This is a genomic window from Mesorhizobium sp. P3_A8 (assembly GCF_056402995.1).
The window spans coordinates 230,874-246,250 of record NZ_JBFUGI010000011.1; the positions used below are offsets into that span (position 1 = coordinate 230,874).

The 15,377-nt window shown below is 64.9% G+C and carries 14 protein-coding genes; 3 read left to right on the forward strand and 11 right to left on the reverse strand.

Annotation, left to right across the window (positions count from 1 at the left end):
- Positions 1 to 18: 18 nt before the first annotated feature.
- On the forward strand, positions 19 to 1,098 hold the full coding sequence (locus tag AC1DX4_RS25245; protein ID WP_477222886.1) for a Gfo/Idh/MocA family protein: 1,080 nt from the start codon (positions 19 to 21) through the stop codon (positions 1,096 to 1,098).
- A gap of 106 nt (positions 1,099 to 1,204) precedes the next feature.
- Entirely contained in the window at positions 1,205 to 3,229 is a 2,025-nt protein-coding gene (locus tag AC1DX4_RS25250; protein ID WP_477222887.1) for an amidase, read from the forward strand.
- Positions 3,230 to 3,453: 224 nt separating this feature from the next.
- On the opposite strand, the gene AC1DX4_RS25255 is transcribed toward AC1DX4_RS25250, so the two are convergent.
- Both AC1DX4_RS25255 and AC1DX4_RS25260 read right to left on the reverse strand, forming a co-directional pair.
- Positions 3,454 to 4,101 carry a ThuA domain-containing protein gene (locus AC1DX4_RS25255; RefSeq protein WP_477222888.1) on the reverse strand — a complete coding sequence of 216 codons (648 nt, stop codon included), beginning with the start codon at positions 4,099 to 4,101 and terminating at the stop codon, positions 3,454 to 3,456.
- 53 nt (positions 4,102 to 4,154) lie between these two features.
- A complete protein-coding gene (locus tag AC1DX4_RS25260; RefSeq protein WP_477222889.1) occupies positions 4,155 to 5,177 on the reverse strand; it encodes an LLM class flavin-dependent oxidoreductase in 1,023 nt (340 codons plus the stop codon).
- 135 nt (positions 5,178 to 5,312) lie between these two features.
- On the opposite strand from AC1DX4_RS25260, the gene AC1DX4_RS25265 reads away from it, so the two are divergent.
- Positions 5,313 to 6,410 carry a CaiB/BaiF CoA transferase family protein gene (locus AC1DX4_RS25265; RefSeq protein WP_477222890.1) on the forward strand — a complete coding sequence of 366 codons (1,098 nt, stop codon included), beginning with the start codon at positions 5,313 to 5,315 and terminating at the stop codon, positions 6,408 to 6,410.
- A 26-nt stretch (positions 6,411 to 6,436) separates the two neighbouring features.
- Here AC1DX4_RS25265 and AC1DX4_RS25270 read toward each other — a convergent pair whose 3' ends face one another.
- From AC1DX4_RS25270 to AC1DX4_RS25310, 9 genes are all read right to left on the reverse strand, one after another.
- Complete coding sequence (locus AC1DX4_RS25270; protein WP_477222891.1) at positions 6,437 to 7,498, reverse strand: ABC transporter ATP-binding protein; 1,062 nt, start codon at positions 7,496 to 7,498, stop codon at positions 6,437 to 6,439.
- Between the two features lie 9 nt (positions 7,499 to 7,507).
- Positions 7,508 to 8,320: a carbohydrate ABC transporter permease gene (locus AC1DX4_RS25275; protein ID WP_477222892.1), complete on the reverse strand. Its 813-nt coding sequence runs from the start codon at positions 8,318 to 8,320 to the stop codon at positions 7,508 to 7,510.
- The gene (locus AC1DX4_RS25280; protein WP_477222893.1) at positions 8,320 to 9,195 is read right to left on the reverse strand and encodes a carbohydrate ABC transporter permease; all 876 of its coding nucleotides are present in this window, start codon (positions 9,193 to 9,195) and stop codon (positions 8,320 to 8,322) included. The genes AC1DX4_RS25275 and AC1DX4_RS25280 overlap by 1 nt, the downstream gene beginning before the upstream one ends.
- A 74-nt stretch (positions 9,196 to 9,269) precedes the next feature.
- Positions 9,270 to 10,562 carry an ABC transporter substrate-binding protein gene (locus tag AC1DX4_RS25285; protein WP_477222894.1) on the reverse strand — a complete coding sequence of 431 codons (1,293 nt, stop codon included), beginning with the start codon at positions 10,560 to 10,562 and terminating at the stop codon, positions 9,270 to 9,272.
- Positions 10,563 to 10,636: 74 nt separating this feature from the next.
- Entirely contained in the window at positions 10,637 to 11,653 is a 1,017-nt protein-coding gene (locus tag AC1DX4_RS25290; RefSeq protein WP_477222895.1) for a Gfo/Idh/MocA family protein, read from the reverse strand.
- Positions 11,650 to 12,357, reverse strand: coding sequence for an N-acetylmannosamine-6-phosphate 2-epimerase (locus AC1DX4_RS25295; RefSeq protein WP_477222896.1), 708 nt, complete (start codon positions 12,355 to 12,357; stop codon positions 11,650 to 11,652). Before AC1DX4_RS25295 ends, AC1DX4_RS25290 begins: the two co-directional genes overlap by 4 nt.
- Before the next feature lie 64 nt (positions 12,358 to 12,421).
- Positions 12,422 to 13,318: an N-acetylmannosamine kinase gene (locus tag AC1DX4_RS25300; protein WP_477222897.1), complete on the reverse strand. Its 897-nt coding sequence runs from the start codon at positions 13,316 to 13,318 to the stop codon at positions 12,422 to 12,424.
- Positions 13,302 to 14,129 carry a MurR/RpiR family transcriptional regulator gene (locus tag AC1DX4_RS25305; protein WP_140710033.1) on the reverse strand — a complete coding sequence of 276 codons (828 nt, stop codon included), beginning with the start codon at positions 14,127 to 14,129 and terminating at the stop codon, positions 13,302 to 13,304. The genes AC1DX4_RS25300 and AC1DX4_RS25305 overlap by 17 nt, the downstream gene beginning before the upstream one ends.
- Before the next feature lie 14 nt (positions 14,130 to 14,143).
- Positions 14,144 to 15,292 carry a GNAT family N-acetyltransferase gene (locus AC1DX4_RS25310; protein WP_477222898.1) on the reverse strand — a complete coding sequence of 383 codons (1,149 nt, stop codon included), beginning with the start codon at positions 15,290 to 15,292 and terminating at the stop codon, positions 14,144 to 14,146.
- Positions 15,293 to 15,377 lie beyond the last annotated feature (85 nt).

Here is a 15,377-nt window from a genome sequence, read left to right on the forward strand (position 1 = left end):
AAATCAAGGAGTTTGAGAGTGGCACCACTTCGTGTCGGACTTGTGGGTCTTGGAGAAGTCGCGCAGTCGATCCATCTGCCTGTGCTGGCCGACCAGCGCGACCGCTGGCAAATCGCGGGCGTATACGACGTGTCGCCAAGCCTGGTGACGCTCATCACCTCGCAACATGCGACGGCAAGAGCCTTCGAAACCGCCGAGGCGCTGATCGCTTCGCCTGATATCGATGTGGTGTTCGTGCTGTCGTCCGACGACACCCACAGCCGCTTCGTGCGCGCGGCGATTCAAGCCGACAAGCATATCCTGCTGGAAAAGCCCGCTTGTCTCACGGTGCGCGAGATCGACGAGTTGCTGGCGCTGATGCCGGCCTACAAGAAGACCCTGTTCGTCGGCTACATGCGCCGCTACGCGCCGGCCTATCTGGCGGCCAGGGACGAACTCCCCGCCCATGCCGACATCACCCATGTCCGCATCTTCGACCTGATCTCGGAAGGCCGGCATTTCCTCAAGAAGAGCCAGAATGTCCTCTATCCCCGAGACATCGACCCTGCCCTGCTGGCGCGCGGCGCCAAGGAGCGGGACGCACTGATCCGCGAGGTCGTCGGCGCCGACGCCCCCGCCGACCTGGTGCGCGCCTATCGCGGGTTGACGGCTCTCTCCTCGCACCACATTTCGGCGATGCGCGGGCTCATTGGCGAACCCAAAGGCGTGGTGGCCGCGCACCGCACCAATGGCGGCGCCAACACCAGCATCACCTTCGACTACGGCCATTTCGCCTGCCTCTACGACGCGGTGGTCGATGATCTCGGCCTGTTCGACGCCATGATCGAAGTGCGCTCCAACACCAGGCGCGTGCGCATCATCTACGACACGCCCTATATCCGCAGCCTGCCGACCCGGCTGGAGGTGACCGACGCCGGCTCACTCGGCCCGGTGACAAAAAGCTTCGGGCCGCTCTATGGCGACGCCTTCTCCAACGAGCTGGAGATTTTCCATCGCCATATCGCCGAAGGCACGAAGCCGCTGACCGACCTCGCCGATTCACGCCGCGACCTAGCGCTGATGGCGCAGATTATCGAGCGCATGAAGGAGAGCGGCTGAACCGGGCCGAAAGGACGGCTACAAAAACAAAGACTGCTGATTGGCTCTTGCCGAAGCCGGCGGGCTCGCTCATCCATAGTGTCGAAACGACAGTTTGGAACCAGTGATGACCGACGCCAGCCTTCATCTCGTCGAAGCGACGATCGACCAATTGCGCTGTGCGCTTGAGGACGGCCTCATCACCAGCGTGGAACTGGTCGGTGCGTATCTCTGGCGCATCGCGCATTTCGATCGCCACGGCATCAGCCTCAACGCGGTTCCCGTGCTCAATCCAGCGATGTTCGAGGAGGCCGCCGCTTCCGACCAACGGCGCCGCGATGGTGCCCTGCTCGGGCCACTCGACGGCATCCCCTACACCGCCAAGGACAGCTACAAAGTCAAGGGCCTGACGGTGGCCGCCGGCTCGCCGGCCTTCGAGCATCTCATCGCCAATGAGGACGCGTTCACCATCGCCCGGCTGCGTGCCGGCGGCGCGGTGCTGATCGGCCTCACCAACATGCCGCCCATGGCCAATGGCGGCATGCAGCGCGGCGTCTATGGCCGCGCCGAAAGCCCCTACAATGCCGACTATCTGACCGCAGCCTTTGCATCCGGTTCGTCCAACGGCTCGGGCACGGCGACGACCGCCAGCTTCTGCGCCTTCGGACTCGGCGAGGAGACCTGGTCGTCCGGCCGCGCGCCGGCCAGCAACAATGCGCTGGTCGCCTACACGCCGTCGCGCGGCGTCATTTCCGTGCGCGGCAACTGGCCGCTGGTGCCGACCATGGATGTCGTGGTGCCGCACGCGCGGACCATGCCCGACATGCTCGAACTGCTCGACATCATTGTCGCCGACGACCCGGAAACGCGAGGCGATTTCTGGCGCGCGCAGTCCTGGGTCGCCCTGCCGAAAGGTTCCGAGGTACGGCCGCAACGCTATACCGATCTGGCGCTTGCCGGCTCGCTGAAGGGCAAGCGGCTCGGCGTGCCCAGAATGTATATCGGCAGAGACAGCGGGGCCGATCAACCGATCGAAACCCGCGCTTCCGTGCTGGCGCTATGGGAACAGGCGGCGGCTGATCTCAAGAGGCTTGGCGCCGAAGTGGTGGAGGTCGATTTTCCCGTCGTCTCCAACTATGAGCGCGACCGCCCCGGCACCCGCACCCTGGTCGAGCGCGGGCTGGTGCCGAAAGAATTCGCCGACCACGAACTCTGGGACCTCTGCATCTGGGGCTGGGACGATTTTTTGCGCGCCAATGCCGACCCGGCGCTTCCCGATCTCGCCTCGGTCGACGGCCCCAAAATCTTTCCGCAGCCGCCAGGCACTTTGCCTGATCGCTACGAGGGTGGCTTCGACCTGGCGGAATATGTCGAGCGAGCCAAATCCGGCGTCACGCCATTCGCCGATATTCCAACGCTGGAGGACGGCCTGAAGGGGCTAGAGGCGACAAGGCGGATCGATTTCGAGGATTGGCTCGATGCACAAGGCATCGACGCCGTGGTTCTGCCCGCCGCCGCCGATGTCGGTCCGGCCGATGCCGACATCAACGAGGCGTCTGCGGCGCTAGCGTGGCGCAACGGCACCTGGGTCGCCAACGGCAATCTGGTCTGGCGCCATTTCGGCATCCCAACCGTCACCGTGCCGATGGGCACCATGGCCGACATCGGCATGCCGGTCGGCCTGACCTTCGCCGGCAAGGCCTATGACGATGAAAGGCTGCTGCGCATGGCCGGCGATTACGAGCAATCAACACAGCGCCGCACGAGCCCGCCACGCACGGCGGAACTGGCTGATGATGTGTTTTCAGGGCGGACCGCCCAAGTAGGCGATGGCAAGGCGCCACCGCTGGCAATCGTGCTTGCCGCCGATGCGCGGACTTCGGGCGATCGGGACGAGATCGCTATCACGCTTGATCTGCTCAACGACACAGAGGCTGAGAACGCCAGCATCAAGGTGCACGTCAATGGAGAGGCCGTCGCGATGCACCGGAGCGGCGCGCGCTTCAGCGCGAGTACCCTCGTTCCCACCGCCGAGCACAAGCGATTCCACAGCATCTGGCGCGGCTCTTATGGCTCGATCGTGACAGCGGTGGTGCGGCTGGAGGATGGGCGCAGCGCCGGAGCCTATGTGGTCACGGGTGGGATTGGGTGAGGGTTGCGGTGAAACGCGCAACATTCACCGTCGAGTTCCGTCACGCCCCCCTCTGTCCTGCCGGACATCTCCCCCACGAGGGGGGAGATTGGCAGCTTCGACGCCGGCTCTCTTCCAGCGACATCGGAGATTAGCGAAGGCCGCGATGACAGCCGATCTCCCCCCTCGTGGGGGAGATGTCCGGCAGGACAGAGGGGGGGCGCCGTAGGGCGTCACCGTTGCTGCTACCCCCTCGCCGCCCAAAGCAAACCGCGCTCCACAATCAACGCCATTTCCGGCACCGCGAACTCATCCGCCGTGTGCCCAAGCGAACTGTAAAATACCTTCCCAGCGCCATACCTGCGCTTCCAGACCACCGGCATGACAACACCATCAATGCCCGGGAAATGCGCGTCGGTGAAAGTGGTCGTCGCCAGCACCTCGTTGCTCGGGTCGACATGCATGTAATACTGCTCCGACCGGTAGGCGAAATCACTGACACCCCTGGTAATCGGGTCGTCCAGTTGTGTGATCACCACACGATAGTCGATGATGTTGCCGGGATGCGCGACCCATTGGCCGCCGGTCATGAACTGATAGTCGGGTTCGTTGCGGAAACTGTCGCCCATCGTGCCGTGAAAGCCGCCAAGCCCGCTTCCCTCGCGAACCGCACGCGTCAGGTTCTGCAGCTCGGCCTTCTCGATCGTCGACATGGTGATAACAGGCACGATGAGATCGAAGGACGGCAATTCCGTATCGGCGAACATCGCCGTGCCCTGGCCCAGCGTGACATCAAACCCGTTGCGCTGAAGCAGCGCGCGAATGGTATGGGCGCTGCGCTCGGGCGTGTGGCCTTCCCAGCCGCCCCAGGCAATCAGGGCCTTCTTCGCCATGCCGTGAACCTCCTGAATCGCCCGCCGCGATCGATGGTTACACGGCGCGGCCGTCAGCGCCAGCCCAGCGCCGGCGCGACATGGGTCAGGATCGCCTCGATAACATGGGCGTTGTAGTCGACGCCGAGCTGGTTGGGCACGGTGAGCAGCAGCGTGTCGGCCTCGGCGATCGCCTCGTCCTGCACCAGCTCCTTGATCAGCACGTCCGGCTCGGCGGCGTAGCTGCGGCCGAAGATCGCCCGCGTATTCTCCTCGATGAAGCCGATCTGGTCGCGGCTCTCATTGCCACGGCCGAAATAGGCGCGGTCGCGGTCGTCGACCAGCGCGAAGATGCTGCGGCTGACCGAGACGCGCGGCTCGCGCTTGTGGCCTGCCGCTTTCCAGGCGTCGCGATAGATCCGGATCTGTTCGGCCTGCTGGATATGGAAGGGCTTGCCGCTCTCGTCGAATTTGAGCGTCGAGCTTTGCAAATTCATGCCGAGCTTGGCCGCCCATTCCGAGGTGGAGTTGGTGGCAGCACCCCACCAGATGCGCTCGCGCAGGCCCTTCGAATGCGGCTCGAGCCGCAGCAACCCTGGCGGGTTGGGGAACATCGGCCGCGGATTGGGTTGGGCAAAGCCTTCGCCGCGCAGCGTGTCGAGAAAAACCTCGGCGTGATGCCGCGCCATGTCGGCGTCGCTTTTGCCTTCCTGTGGCTCGTAGCCGAAATAGCGCCAGCCATCGATCACCTGCTCGGGCGAGCCGCGGCTGATGCCAAGTTGCAGCCGCCCGCCGGCGATGATGTCGGCCGCGCCCGCATCCTCGGCCATGTAGAGCGGATTCTCATAGCGCATGTCGATGACCGCCGTGCCGATCTCGATGCGGCTGGTTTTGGCGCCGACGGCCGCCAGCAACGGGAATGGCGAGGCGAGTTGGCGGGCAAAGTGGTGCACGCGGAAATAGGCGCCGTCGGCGCCCAGCTGCTCGGCGGCGACGGCGAGATCGATGGACTGCAGCAGCGCGTCCGATGCCGAGCGCACTTGCGATTGCGACGAGGGCGTCCAGTGCCCGAATGACAGGAAACCGATTTTTTTCATGGCCCTGAAGTATATGCGAGCGGCACGTGCTTCAATGCCAAAACAGCGGGGTTACACACCGTCGCCTTGGCCGCAACGAAAGGGCGCGATACCAAAGTGCGCCATACCCAGGGGGTGAGCACCGTGGAGGGTGGAATGCTGAAAGGTGTCCGCATCGTCGAGATCGAGGCGCTCGGGCCAGCGCCCTTCGCCGGCATGCTGCTCTCCGATCTCGGCGCCGAAATCATCGTCGTCCATCGCAAACAGGCGCCCGTGCCGGGCCTCCCCGAACGCTCGCTGCTCGATCGCGGCAAGCGCTCCATCGCGCTCGACCTCAGGGATGCCGACGATGTCGCCGTGCTGATGCGCCTCATCACCACCGCCGATGGGCTGATCGAGGGGTTCCGGCCCGGCGTCATGGAGCGTCTCGGCCTCAGCCCGGATACCTGCCTCGCGGCCAACAAGCGGCTGGTCTACGGCCGCATGACCGGCTGGGGCCAGGACGGTCCGCTCGCCCACACCGCCGGCCACGACATGAACTATACCGGCGTGTCGGGCGCGCTCTGGTACGCCTCCTTGCCGGGCGAGCCGCCCATGGCGCCGCCGACGCTGGTCGGCGATATTGGCGGTGGCGCACTCTATCTGGTGATCGGCATGCTCGCCGGCATCATCAACGCGCGATCGAGCGGTGAAGGCACCGTCGTCGACGCGGCGATCGTCGACGGTTCGGCCCACATGATGAACCTGTTGATGGCGATCGGCCAGTCAGGCGCCCTCGTCGCCGAGCGCGGCCAAAGCCTTCTCGACGGACCGCATTGGTGCCGCGTCTACCGCACATCGGATGACGGTTTCATCAGCGTCCAGTGCATCGAGCCGAAATTCTATGCACTGTTCCTCGACAGGCTTGGCCTTGCAACCGATCCGCAATTCGCCGACCAATTCGATCGCAATCTCTGGCCGCGGCTCGGCGGCCGGCTGGCGGCGATCTTTGCCACAAAAAGCCGTGACGAGTGGACCAGCCTGTTCGAGGGCTCGGACGCTTGCGTCTCCCCGGTGCTCGATCCATGGCAGGCAGCACTGCATCCGCACATGGCCGCGCGCGGTTCGTGGCTGACGGTGGACGGCATCTTGCAGGCCGCCGCCGCTCCACGTTTTTCCGGATGGGCGCAAAAGACGCCGGCGAAGAGCCACGCACGCGACGAGCATGGCGCGGAGATTCGCGCAGAACTGGCGGATCCAGCCGCAAGCCATTGAAATCGGACAGGCAGCGTCAGGCAGGATCAGCGAACACGCAGCCCTTGCGCGTCGAAGATGCGCGTGCGGTGGGGCAGGAAGCGCAGCGTGATGGTTTCGCCGAAACGCGGCTGGTCCTCGCGCCGTTCGGCCACCACCGTTTCGCCGCTCGGCAGCACGCCGTGCACATAGGAGGTCGATCCCAGGCGCTCGGTGACATCGACTGCAAGCGCGAGCTCGACGCCCTGCTTTTCGTCGAGATGCTCCGGCCTGATGCCCAGCGTGACCTGCTGGCCGCCGACGAGCTTCGCGACAAGATGCGAGACGTCGACCCTGGCATCGCCGACAAGCACGGCTTTCCCGTCTTCGACCACGCTTGCCCTGAGGAAATTCATGCGCGGCGAACCGATGAAGCCGGCGACGAAGGCATTATCGGGATCGTCATAGAGGGAGAGCGGTGTGCCGATCTGCTCGATCTTGCCGGCCTTGAGCACGACGATCTTGTCGGCGAGCGTCAGCGCCTCGGTCTGGTCGTGCGTCACATAAACCATGGTGCGGCGGATCGACTGGTGCAGGCGCTTGATCTCGGCGCGCAACTCGGTGCGCAGCGCGGCGTCGAGATTGGACAGCGGCTCGTCGAACAGGAACAGCCGGGGATCGCGCACCAGCGCCCGGCCGATGGCGACGCGCTGGCGCTGGCCGCCGGACAACTCACGCGGCTTGCGCCCCAGCAAGGGTTCGATCTGCAGCAGCTTCGCCACCGCATCGACCTTCTCGCCTGACGTCTTGCGGTCGAGCCCGCGCATCTTCAGCGGGAAGGCGATGTTCTCGGCCACCGACATGGTCGGATAGAGCGCGTAGGACTGGAACACCATCGCCACGTCGCGCTCCCGCGCGGGAAGATTGGTGACGTTGCGGTCGCCGATGACGATGGTGCCGGAATCGATCGGGTTCAGCCCGGCGACCGCATGCAGCAGCGTCGACTTCCCGCAGCCCGATGGCCCGAGCAGCACGACGAAGGAGCCCTCCTCGACCTCGACCGAGACATCGTCCAGCACGTTGACCGCACCGTAGGATTTCGACACCGACCGTATAGACAAATTCGCCATCGTATCCCCTCAGCCCTTCACGCTGCCCAGCGTCATGCCGCGCACGATCTGCCCCTGCACCAGAACGCCAAGCACGATCATCGGCAGCATGATGAGCGTGGCGGCGGCGGTCAGCGCGCCCCACTGGATGCCCTGGAAGGTCAGGAACGAGGTGATGGAGACCGGCAGGGTCTGCGTGTCGCGGCCGGTCAGCACCAGGGCGACGAAGAACTCGTTCCAGGTGAACAACACGCACAGGATCAGCGTCGCCACCATGCCGCCGCGCGCCGCTGGCAGATAGACATGCCAGAACACGCTGAACTCGCGCGCGCCGTCGACGCGGGCCGCATCGCGCAACTCCTTCGGAATGTCGTCGAAGAAGGTGATCAGCAGCGAGATGGCGAACGGCACATTCACGAAGGCATAGGCGGCGATCAGCAGCCAGTGCTGGTTGAGCGCGCCGATGCGCGTCGCAAGATAGTACATCGGAATGACGAACAGCAGCGCCGGCGCGATGCGCAGGCTGAGGATGAACTTTTCCTTGGAACGGCGCAGGTCGCCCGGTTGCTGCGCCAGCCCGTAGGCGGCGACCGAGCCGATGGCCACCGCCAGCGCGCTGGACAGGATGGAGATGATGAAGGAGTTGGCAAAGGCGCTGAGGAAGCCGCGATTGGCAAACACCGTGCGATAATTGTCGAGCGTCGGGTTGAACAGCCAGACCGGCGGAATGGCGAAGGCATCGCGCGTCGTTTTGAACGAGGTCACGACCACCCAGTAGAGCGGGAACAGCACCGCCAGCAAAAGCATAAGCAGCCCGAAATAGAAAACCGCGCGCCGGCCCATCAGCGTTCTCCCGCTTTCGGAAACAGCACGCTGTACATGGTCAGCAGCGCGACATTGGTGAAGATCGTCAGGATGACGGCGATGGCCAGCGCATAGGAAATGTCGAAATTGGTGAAGGCGACGATGTAGCCGTAATAGTTCAGCGTTTCGGTCGACAGCGCCGGCCCGCCGCGCGTCATGATGTAGAACAGGTCGAAGGCCTTGATGCTGTCGATCGCCCGGATCAGCGCGACGATGGCCAGCGCCCGGCGCAGCATCGGCAGCAGCACATACCAGGTCACCTGCCATTCGCGCGCGCCGTCGACGCGGGCCGCATTGAGCGGATCGGTGGGTGCCGATTCCAATGCCGCCATCACCAGCAGGATGACGAAGGGCGTCCACTGCCAGATGTCGGCGATCAGCACCGAAAACAATGCTAGTTGGGGACTGCCCAGCCAGTCGACCTGAGATATGCCGGCCAGCGATAGGAGATAATTCGCCATGCCGGTGGCGGGATCGAACAGGAAGCGCCATGTCAGTCCGACAACCACCGGCGTCATGATGATGGGCACCAAAAGCAGCGTCCGCACCAGCCGCTTCATGGCGAAGTCGCGGTCGAGGAACAGCACGACGGCAAGCCCGAGCGCGATCTCGATCACCGTCGCCAGCGTCGTGAACAGCACCGTGCGCCACAGTGCGGCCATGGCGCGCGGATCGCCGAAGAAGCGGAGGTAATTGTCGAGGCCGACAAACTTCTCACGCCCGGCGCGCATCAGCGACAGATCGTGCAGCGAAATCCAGATCACAAACAGCGTCAGCGCGACCGATGCCACGGTCAGGCAGACGATAATCGGCTGGAAGAAATGCTTCGTCGGATCCGACGCTGTTGTCGCCACGGTCTCAATCCATCAGTTGAGGATTTCGCCCTGCCGCGCACAGGAAGCGCACGCGGCAGGGCACGCCTGCCCGCCTAGCGGGCGAGCGCGGCGTTGTTGGCCTCGTCCGCCTCCTTCAAGGCGTCAGCGGCGCTGGCCGTGCCGGCAAGCGCCTTGGAGACGGCGATGCCGGTGTTGTTGATGATCTCGTTGGCCTGTTCGACCGTCGGCAGATATTGCGGATTGCCGGCGTTGATGGCGGCGATCATGCCATCCTTGAAAGCGCCGTAGCGCTTGCCGAACGCCTCGCTGTTCAGCACCGAAAGCGAGGTCACGCCGGAATTGGGATCGGTCTCGATCGCCTTCAGCTGCTGCTCCTTGGCGGTCGCCCAGGCAGCGAACAATGCGGCCGCTTCCTGGTTCTTGGATTCAGCCGAGACATACATCGAATGCACGGCGAGCGAGGACGAACCGCCCTTGGGCGAGGCGGACTTCATCGGCACCGGCACATAGCCGACCTTGCCGACGACGGTGGAGACGGTCGGGTCCTCATTGTAGGCGCCGTTGACGGTGGCATCGAGCGTGATTGCCGCCTTGCCTTGCTGGAACAGCAGCCGGTTCTCTTCCCAGCCGAAATTGGCGACGCCGACTGGGCCGTAATCCTTCAGCAGCTTGGTGAAGGCGTCGAGTGCGGCGACGCCCTCCGGCGTTGCCAGCGCCGACTTGCCGCCGGCATCGAGGAACGAGCCACCGAAACCCCAGAGATAGGCAGCCCAGACATAGACGCCCTGGATGCCTTGCTGGCCGCGCATGGTGATGCCGGCGACCTGCTTGTTGGTCTTTTCCGAGATGGTCTTGGCCGCGTTCTCGATGTCGTCGAACGTCTTCGGCGCCGCGAGCCCGTACTGCTCGAACAGATCCTTGCGGTACATGACGAAGGTGCTCTCGCCATAGACCGGAAGCCCGTAGACCTTGCCGTCGACGACGTTGGTGTTGAAATAGCCGGGCACGAAATCGGCCTTGTCGAAGTTCTCCTTGTGCTTGGCCAGGAAATCGTCGAGCGGCACGACATAGCCCGACTTCACGAAGCCCGGCAGGTAGATGATGTTGTTCTGGACGACATCGTAGCGGCCGGATTTGGAGGAGAATTCGAGCAGCTCCTTGGCCGTGATGTCCTGCTCGGGCACGACTTCGAGCGCCACGTCGATGCCGGTCGCCTGCTTGAAGGCTGGCAGCAGCTTCTGGATGGCATCGGTCGTCGGGTGGCCTTCGAGCAGCACCGACAATTGCACGCCGTCGAACGGTTTGTCCTGTGCCAGGGCCGGCAGGGCCGTGGCAAGCGCGGCGGCAGCCACGCCAAGCATCAATACAGTGCGTCTGTTAAGCATTTTTCGTCTCCCATTGTCGGGCCGCTTTGGCCTCGTTTCAAATTTACTCGCCTGTAAACGTGATCTTCCTTGCTCTAGCCAAGGCGCACGATTTCGCCGCTCTCAGCCGACTTCATCATCGCCAGTGTGAGTTCGAGCGAACGAAGACCATCGCGACCGCTGGCGATCGGCATGGCGGCGCCATCCAGCCAGGCAAGCAGGCCGCTGAGCTGACGCGCCAGGTCGCCGTCGAGACGGCCATTGACGACTGGCCAATGCTGGGTGTCGATCTCGCGCGAGGTTTCATTGCTGGCGTAGTAGAGGCCGCTGTCTCCGCACTGCACCTCGAACGACCCTTCGGTGCCGATCAGCTCCATGCGGGCATCGATCATGTGGCGGGCGCCGGCCGGCAGCGACCAGGCGCTTTCGAAGTTCACCACCGTGCCACCGGAGAAGCGCACAATTGCCGCCAGGCTGTCCTGTGTGCCCGACGCGCCGAGCAGAATGTCGGTCTGCTGGGCATAGACGGAAACCGGATGCTGACCGTCGAGCATCCACAGCACCATGTCGACATCGTGCACGGTGACATGCAGTGCCAGCGGCAGTCTGCCGCCATAGCGCTTGGGGCCTTCGGTTCGGGCACTGTTGCGCCGGGCATAGATGTGGATCGGATCGCCGATCTTGCCCGAGATCATCAGCTCCTTGGCCGCGGCGTAGCGCGGATCGAAGCGCAGGAGATAGCCGATGCCGAGCTTGACCTTGGCCGCCTCGCAGGCCGCGATGATGGCGCGGGCATCCTCGATGGTGGAGGAGATCGGCTTTTCAACGAAGATGTTGATGCCGGCCTTGGCCACGGCAACCGCCGGCGCCAGGTGCAGATTGTCGGGCGTACAGATCGAGACGAGGTCGAGATCGCGCTCGCCGGCCAGCAGTGCGTCATGGCTGGCGTAGACCTTGCAGCCCGGCGCCTTGGCGGCAACAGCGCCGGCCAGTTCCAGATTGGGATCGACGATCGCCGCCAGTTCACAGCCGACCAGATTGGCAAAGATCGCGGCGTGCATGGAGCCCATGAAGCCCGCACCGATAACGGCGACGCGGCGGCGCTTGATCATGACTGGTTCCTCTTCAATTGCGGATTGGCGCTCCACGACGCGACCTGGTCGACGAAGCCGCGGGTGATGGCGTCGGGCCGCGTGATGGCGCCGCCAACGACGATGAAACGGGCGCCGAGCTCGAAGCAGCGGACAGCCTCCTGCGGCGTCCAGATGCGGCCCTCGGCGACAAACGGCAGGCCGGCGCCGGCGAGCTGTTCCATCAGCTGGAAATCCGGCCCGCGCTGCTGGTTGGAGTAAGGTGTGTAGCCGGCCATGGTGGTGCTGATGAGGGAGGCGCCGGCATCGAGGGCGCGCTTGCCTTCATCGAGCGTGCTGACGTCGCCCATCGACAGGCGTCCCCTCTGCGCTATCGCAGCGAACATCGTCTTGAGATCGGTCGGGCGTGGCCTGTTGGTGGCATCGAGAGCCACGATGGCGGCGCCGGCCTCGATGACCGACGCCAGATTGGCGAGCGTCGGGGTGATGTAGATTTCGGTGTCACCACGGCGCGCCTTGATCAGGCCGATGATGGGAACACCGACCTGCCTGCGGACGGCCTCTATGTTCGCGGCACCCTCGATGCGCACAGCGGTGGCGCCGCCGAGGACGACCGACCGGGCAATGGCGGCAATGTGCTCGGGAGCGTCGAGCGGCATGTGGGATTCAGCCTGGCACGAGACAACCAGCGTTCCATCGAGCTGAGCGAGCACATCGCCTTGCACCTGGGGTTTCTCCTTCGAGCGTTACCCCTGCAATCAACCGTAGATGAAAGTTTTTGTCAAGAAGTTATTCTTGATGAAAATTTCCGTCAAAGAGCAGCGAGACCCCCAGCAGGCCCGCGTCGGCGCCAGCCCGCGCGGCAACGATCGGGCGCTGGAAAACGGCTGGAAGATGCCGGGAACGTGCCTGCAGGGCGGCGATGAAACCCTCCGCCAGCCCGACGCCGCCGCCGACCGCGAAGCCATCAATGTCGACGGCCGCCGTCAGGTCGGCGAAGCCGTTGACCAGCGCCTCGACGGCGGCGGCGATCACCTCGGCGGCAATTGCGTCGCCTTGCCTGGCGGCCACGAACAGGTCGGGCGCGCCAACCGGACGGCCGAGCCGCTCGCTGCCGCGACGGGCAAGTGCGGTGCCGGACGCGATCGTCTCCAGGCAGCCGCGCCGGCCGCAGCCGCAGATCGCGCCGCCGGGGTCGGACATCATATGTCCGGCATGGCCAGCAAGCCCGGTGGCGCCGGTCTGCAGCCGGCCGTCGATCACCAGGCCGCAGCCAATGCCGGTCGAAACCGTGAAGAACGCGAAATTGCGATAACCGCGGCCGGCACCGACGCAGAATTCGGCCCAGGCCGCCGCCTGCGCATCGTTGACGACCAGCGGCGGCACGCCGAGCGCCGTTTCGAGCGCCCGGGCCAGCGGATAGCCGTTCTCGATCGGCAAGGTCTGCGGATTGAGCGCGGTCAGCGCACCGTCGCGGACGATGCCGGTGGTGGCAACGGCGACGGCACTCGGCGCATGCTTGGACGCAAGCCCGGCGATCGCCGCGACCAGATCGTCGCCCCTGCCCGTTCTCGGCGTCGCCGTCTGGCGCCTGTCGTGCAATTGGCCGTCGCGCACTTCGGCGGCGGCGATCTTGGTCCCGCCAATGTCGACGGCGAAGACCGCACGATCAGAAGCTGCGGTCACTCACGACCTCCGCCGTGCGGCCGAGCAAAGTGAGCCGTGCCGGATCCTGCCGCATCATCTCGGCCGCCAGCGCGTCGACGATCAGCAACTGGCTGATCTTCGACGGAAACGCGCCGCCGGTCAGCGGCGTTTCCGGCCAGGACGCGATCAAAGCGAGGTCGCAGGCGGCGACCAGCGGGCTCTTCGAACGGTTGGAGATGCCGATGACGAAGGCGCCTTGCGAGCGGGCAAGCTCGGCGATGCGCACCGCGTCGATGGTCGAGCCCGAACTCGAAATCACCACCTGCACGGCGCCCTTCTGCGTGGTTCCCGCCGCCATGACAGCCAGATGCGCGTCACCCAGCGCGCGGCTGAGCTTGCCGATGCGGGTCATCTTGTAGGCCAGGTACTGCGCCGTGATCGCGGAAGCGGCGATACCGAAACAGTCGATCGCCGTCGCCGCCAGCAGCTGCCGCGAGGCCGTGGCGATATCTTCCCGGACGATCAGCTGTTCGGTCTCGCGCAGCGAGATGATGGCGGTCTCCACCAGCCGCTGGATGTCGTCGGTCGGCAAGCCGATGTCCCGCGCCCGCTCATCGGTCGCCAGTTCCTTGGCCAGCGCCAGTTTGAAATCCTGGAAGCCGGTAAAGCCCTGGTCCCGGCAGAAGCGCATGACGCTGGCCTCGGACGAGGCGGAGGCCTCGGCAAGCTCGGTGATGCTCTGGCGCAAGGTGGCATCCGGCTGCGCCAGCACCGTCTCGGCGACGCGCGCCAGTGCCGGCGTCATGTCTCCAGCCGCCGCCCTCAGCGACGCTATCAGCGCATGTGTCATGAATTTCCTTTTCTCTAAAAGTGCTCCGCCACCCAGGGCGGCGGTCCGGCGAACAGCTGGTCACACAGACGTATGGCAGCCGCATCGCCGGTCACCTGGCCATACTGCGCCAGTTTCGAGGCGCTGCGAAAGCCCGTGAATATCTGCACGAAGGCTTGGGCCTGCAGGGCAACGGTCGCACAGCCGCCGGCAGAGCCGCGGACCTCGACCGCACCGCCTCTGATCTCGACCTCCAGCGCCGTCTCCGCTGGCCCGATGCGCAGTGCCAACTTGATATCATTGGCATGGTAGCCGCGCTGGCGCAGCGCCTCGGCCGGGTCGAGCACCCGCAACAGCCATTCCTCCTGATGCGCGAGACGCCAGCCCTTGTCCGGCATCGCCGCCACCAGATCGTCCTGCGGGCCGCCATGCCAGCGCACGGCCGGATAGACCGAGCGGAACCTGGCCAGGAACGACAGCAGCCCTTGTGCGGCGTCAGGGGAAGCGGCGTACCAGTCGCGGACATCGAGACGGGCCTCGTCGCCCATATCGAGGATCAGATAGGCCGCATCGCCTTCCGCCAGATAGGCAGCGAGCGCATCGGTCGGCTCTCGCCGCAACTCGTTCCAATGCGCCTGGCCGCGGCTGAGCAGCCCGGCTTCGCGGCTTGCCTTGATGGCATAGGCACCGGCAAGACGCGGATCGTCCAGCTCGACGCGTTCGAAGGCGAGCCGGCTCGTGGCCGGCAAGGCTACCGTCTCGGCTTCATAGACGATCTCATGGCCGGCGAGCTCGAACCCGCTCTTGCGATAGACCGGCCGCGCCGAGGCAAACAGCGTGGCGATAGCAGCGCCTTTGCCCTGCGCCTCCGCGCACAACGCGTCGACGAAAGGCACCGCCAACCCCTGGCCGCGACGCTCCGGCGCGATCGCCACATGCGCGATGTTGGCCGCCCGCACCGGCTTGCCGTGAAAGACATGCTTCGTCTCGAGGAGTGCCGCGCAAGCCTGCGGATGCCCGCTTTCGCCGCGCAGCAGCCTGAGCGAGCCGAGCCCGACACTGGCGATGTATTCCTCGGATCGTGCCTTGCCGAAGCCGAAAGCCCAGCTCAGCAGGCGTGCGATTTCAGGCGCATCCCCGGCCGTTGCCGCTTCAACGGTGACAGATTTGGAGTTTTTTTTCATACCCGTCTCACGATTGGAGATTTCCATCATAGCCTGAAATCGCCAATGCGCAATGGGCGGCAAAACAGCAGCGGCATCGAGCCGT

Coding starts and splice junctions, on each gene's coding strand:
- AC1DX4_RS25270 (WP_477222891.1), bottom strand. CDS start 7,498: ATGGCGAATTTGTCTATACGGTCGGTGTCGAAATCCTACGGTGCGGTC.
- AC1DX4_RS25290 (WP_477222895.1), bottom strand. CDS start 11,653: ATGATCAAGCGCCGCCGCGTCGCCGTTATCGGTGCGGGCTTCATGGGC.
- AC1DX4_RS25265 (WP_477222890.1), top strand. CDS start 5,313: ATGCTGAAAGGTGTCCGCATCGTCGAGATCGAGGCGCTCGGGCCAGCG.
- AC1DX4_RS25305 (WP_140710033.1), bottom strand. CDS start 14,129: ATGACACATGCGCTGATAGCGTCGCTGAGGGCGGCGGCTGGAGACATG.
- AC1DX4_RS25285 (WP_477222894.1), bottom strand. CDS start 10,562: ATGCTTAACAGACGCACTGTATTGATGCTTGGCGTGGCTGCCGCCGCG.
- AC1DX4_RS25310 (WP_477222898.1), bottom strand. CDS start 15,292: ATGAAAAAAAACTCCAAATCTGTCACCGTTGAAGCGGCAACGGCCGGG.
- AC1DX4_RS25275 (WP_477222892.1), bottom strand. CDS start 8,320: ATGGGCCGGCGCGCGGTTTTCTATTTCGGGCTGCTTATGCTTTTGCTG.
- AC1DX4_RS25255 (WP_477222888.1), bottom strand. CDS start 4,101: ATGGCGAAGAAGGCCCTGATTGCCTGGGGCGGCTGGGAAGGCCACACG.
- AC1DX4_RS25250 (WP_477222887.1), top strand. CDS start 1,205: ATGACCGACGCCAGCCTTCATCTCGTCGAAGCGACGATCGACCAATTG.
- AC1DX4_RS25260 (WP_477222889.1), bottom strand. CDS start 5,177: ATGAAAAAAATCGGTTTCCTGTCATTCGGGCACTGGACGCCCTCGTCG.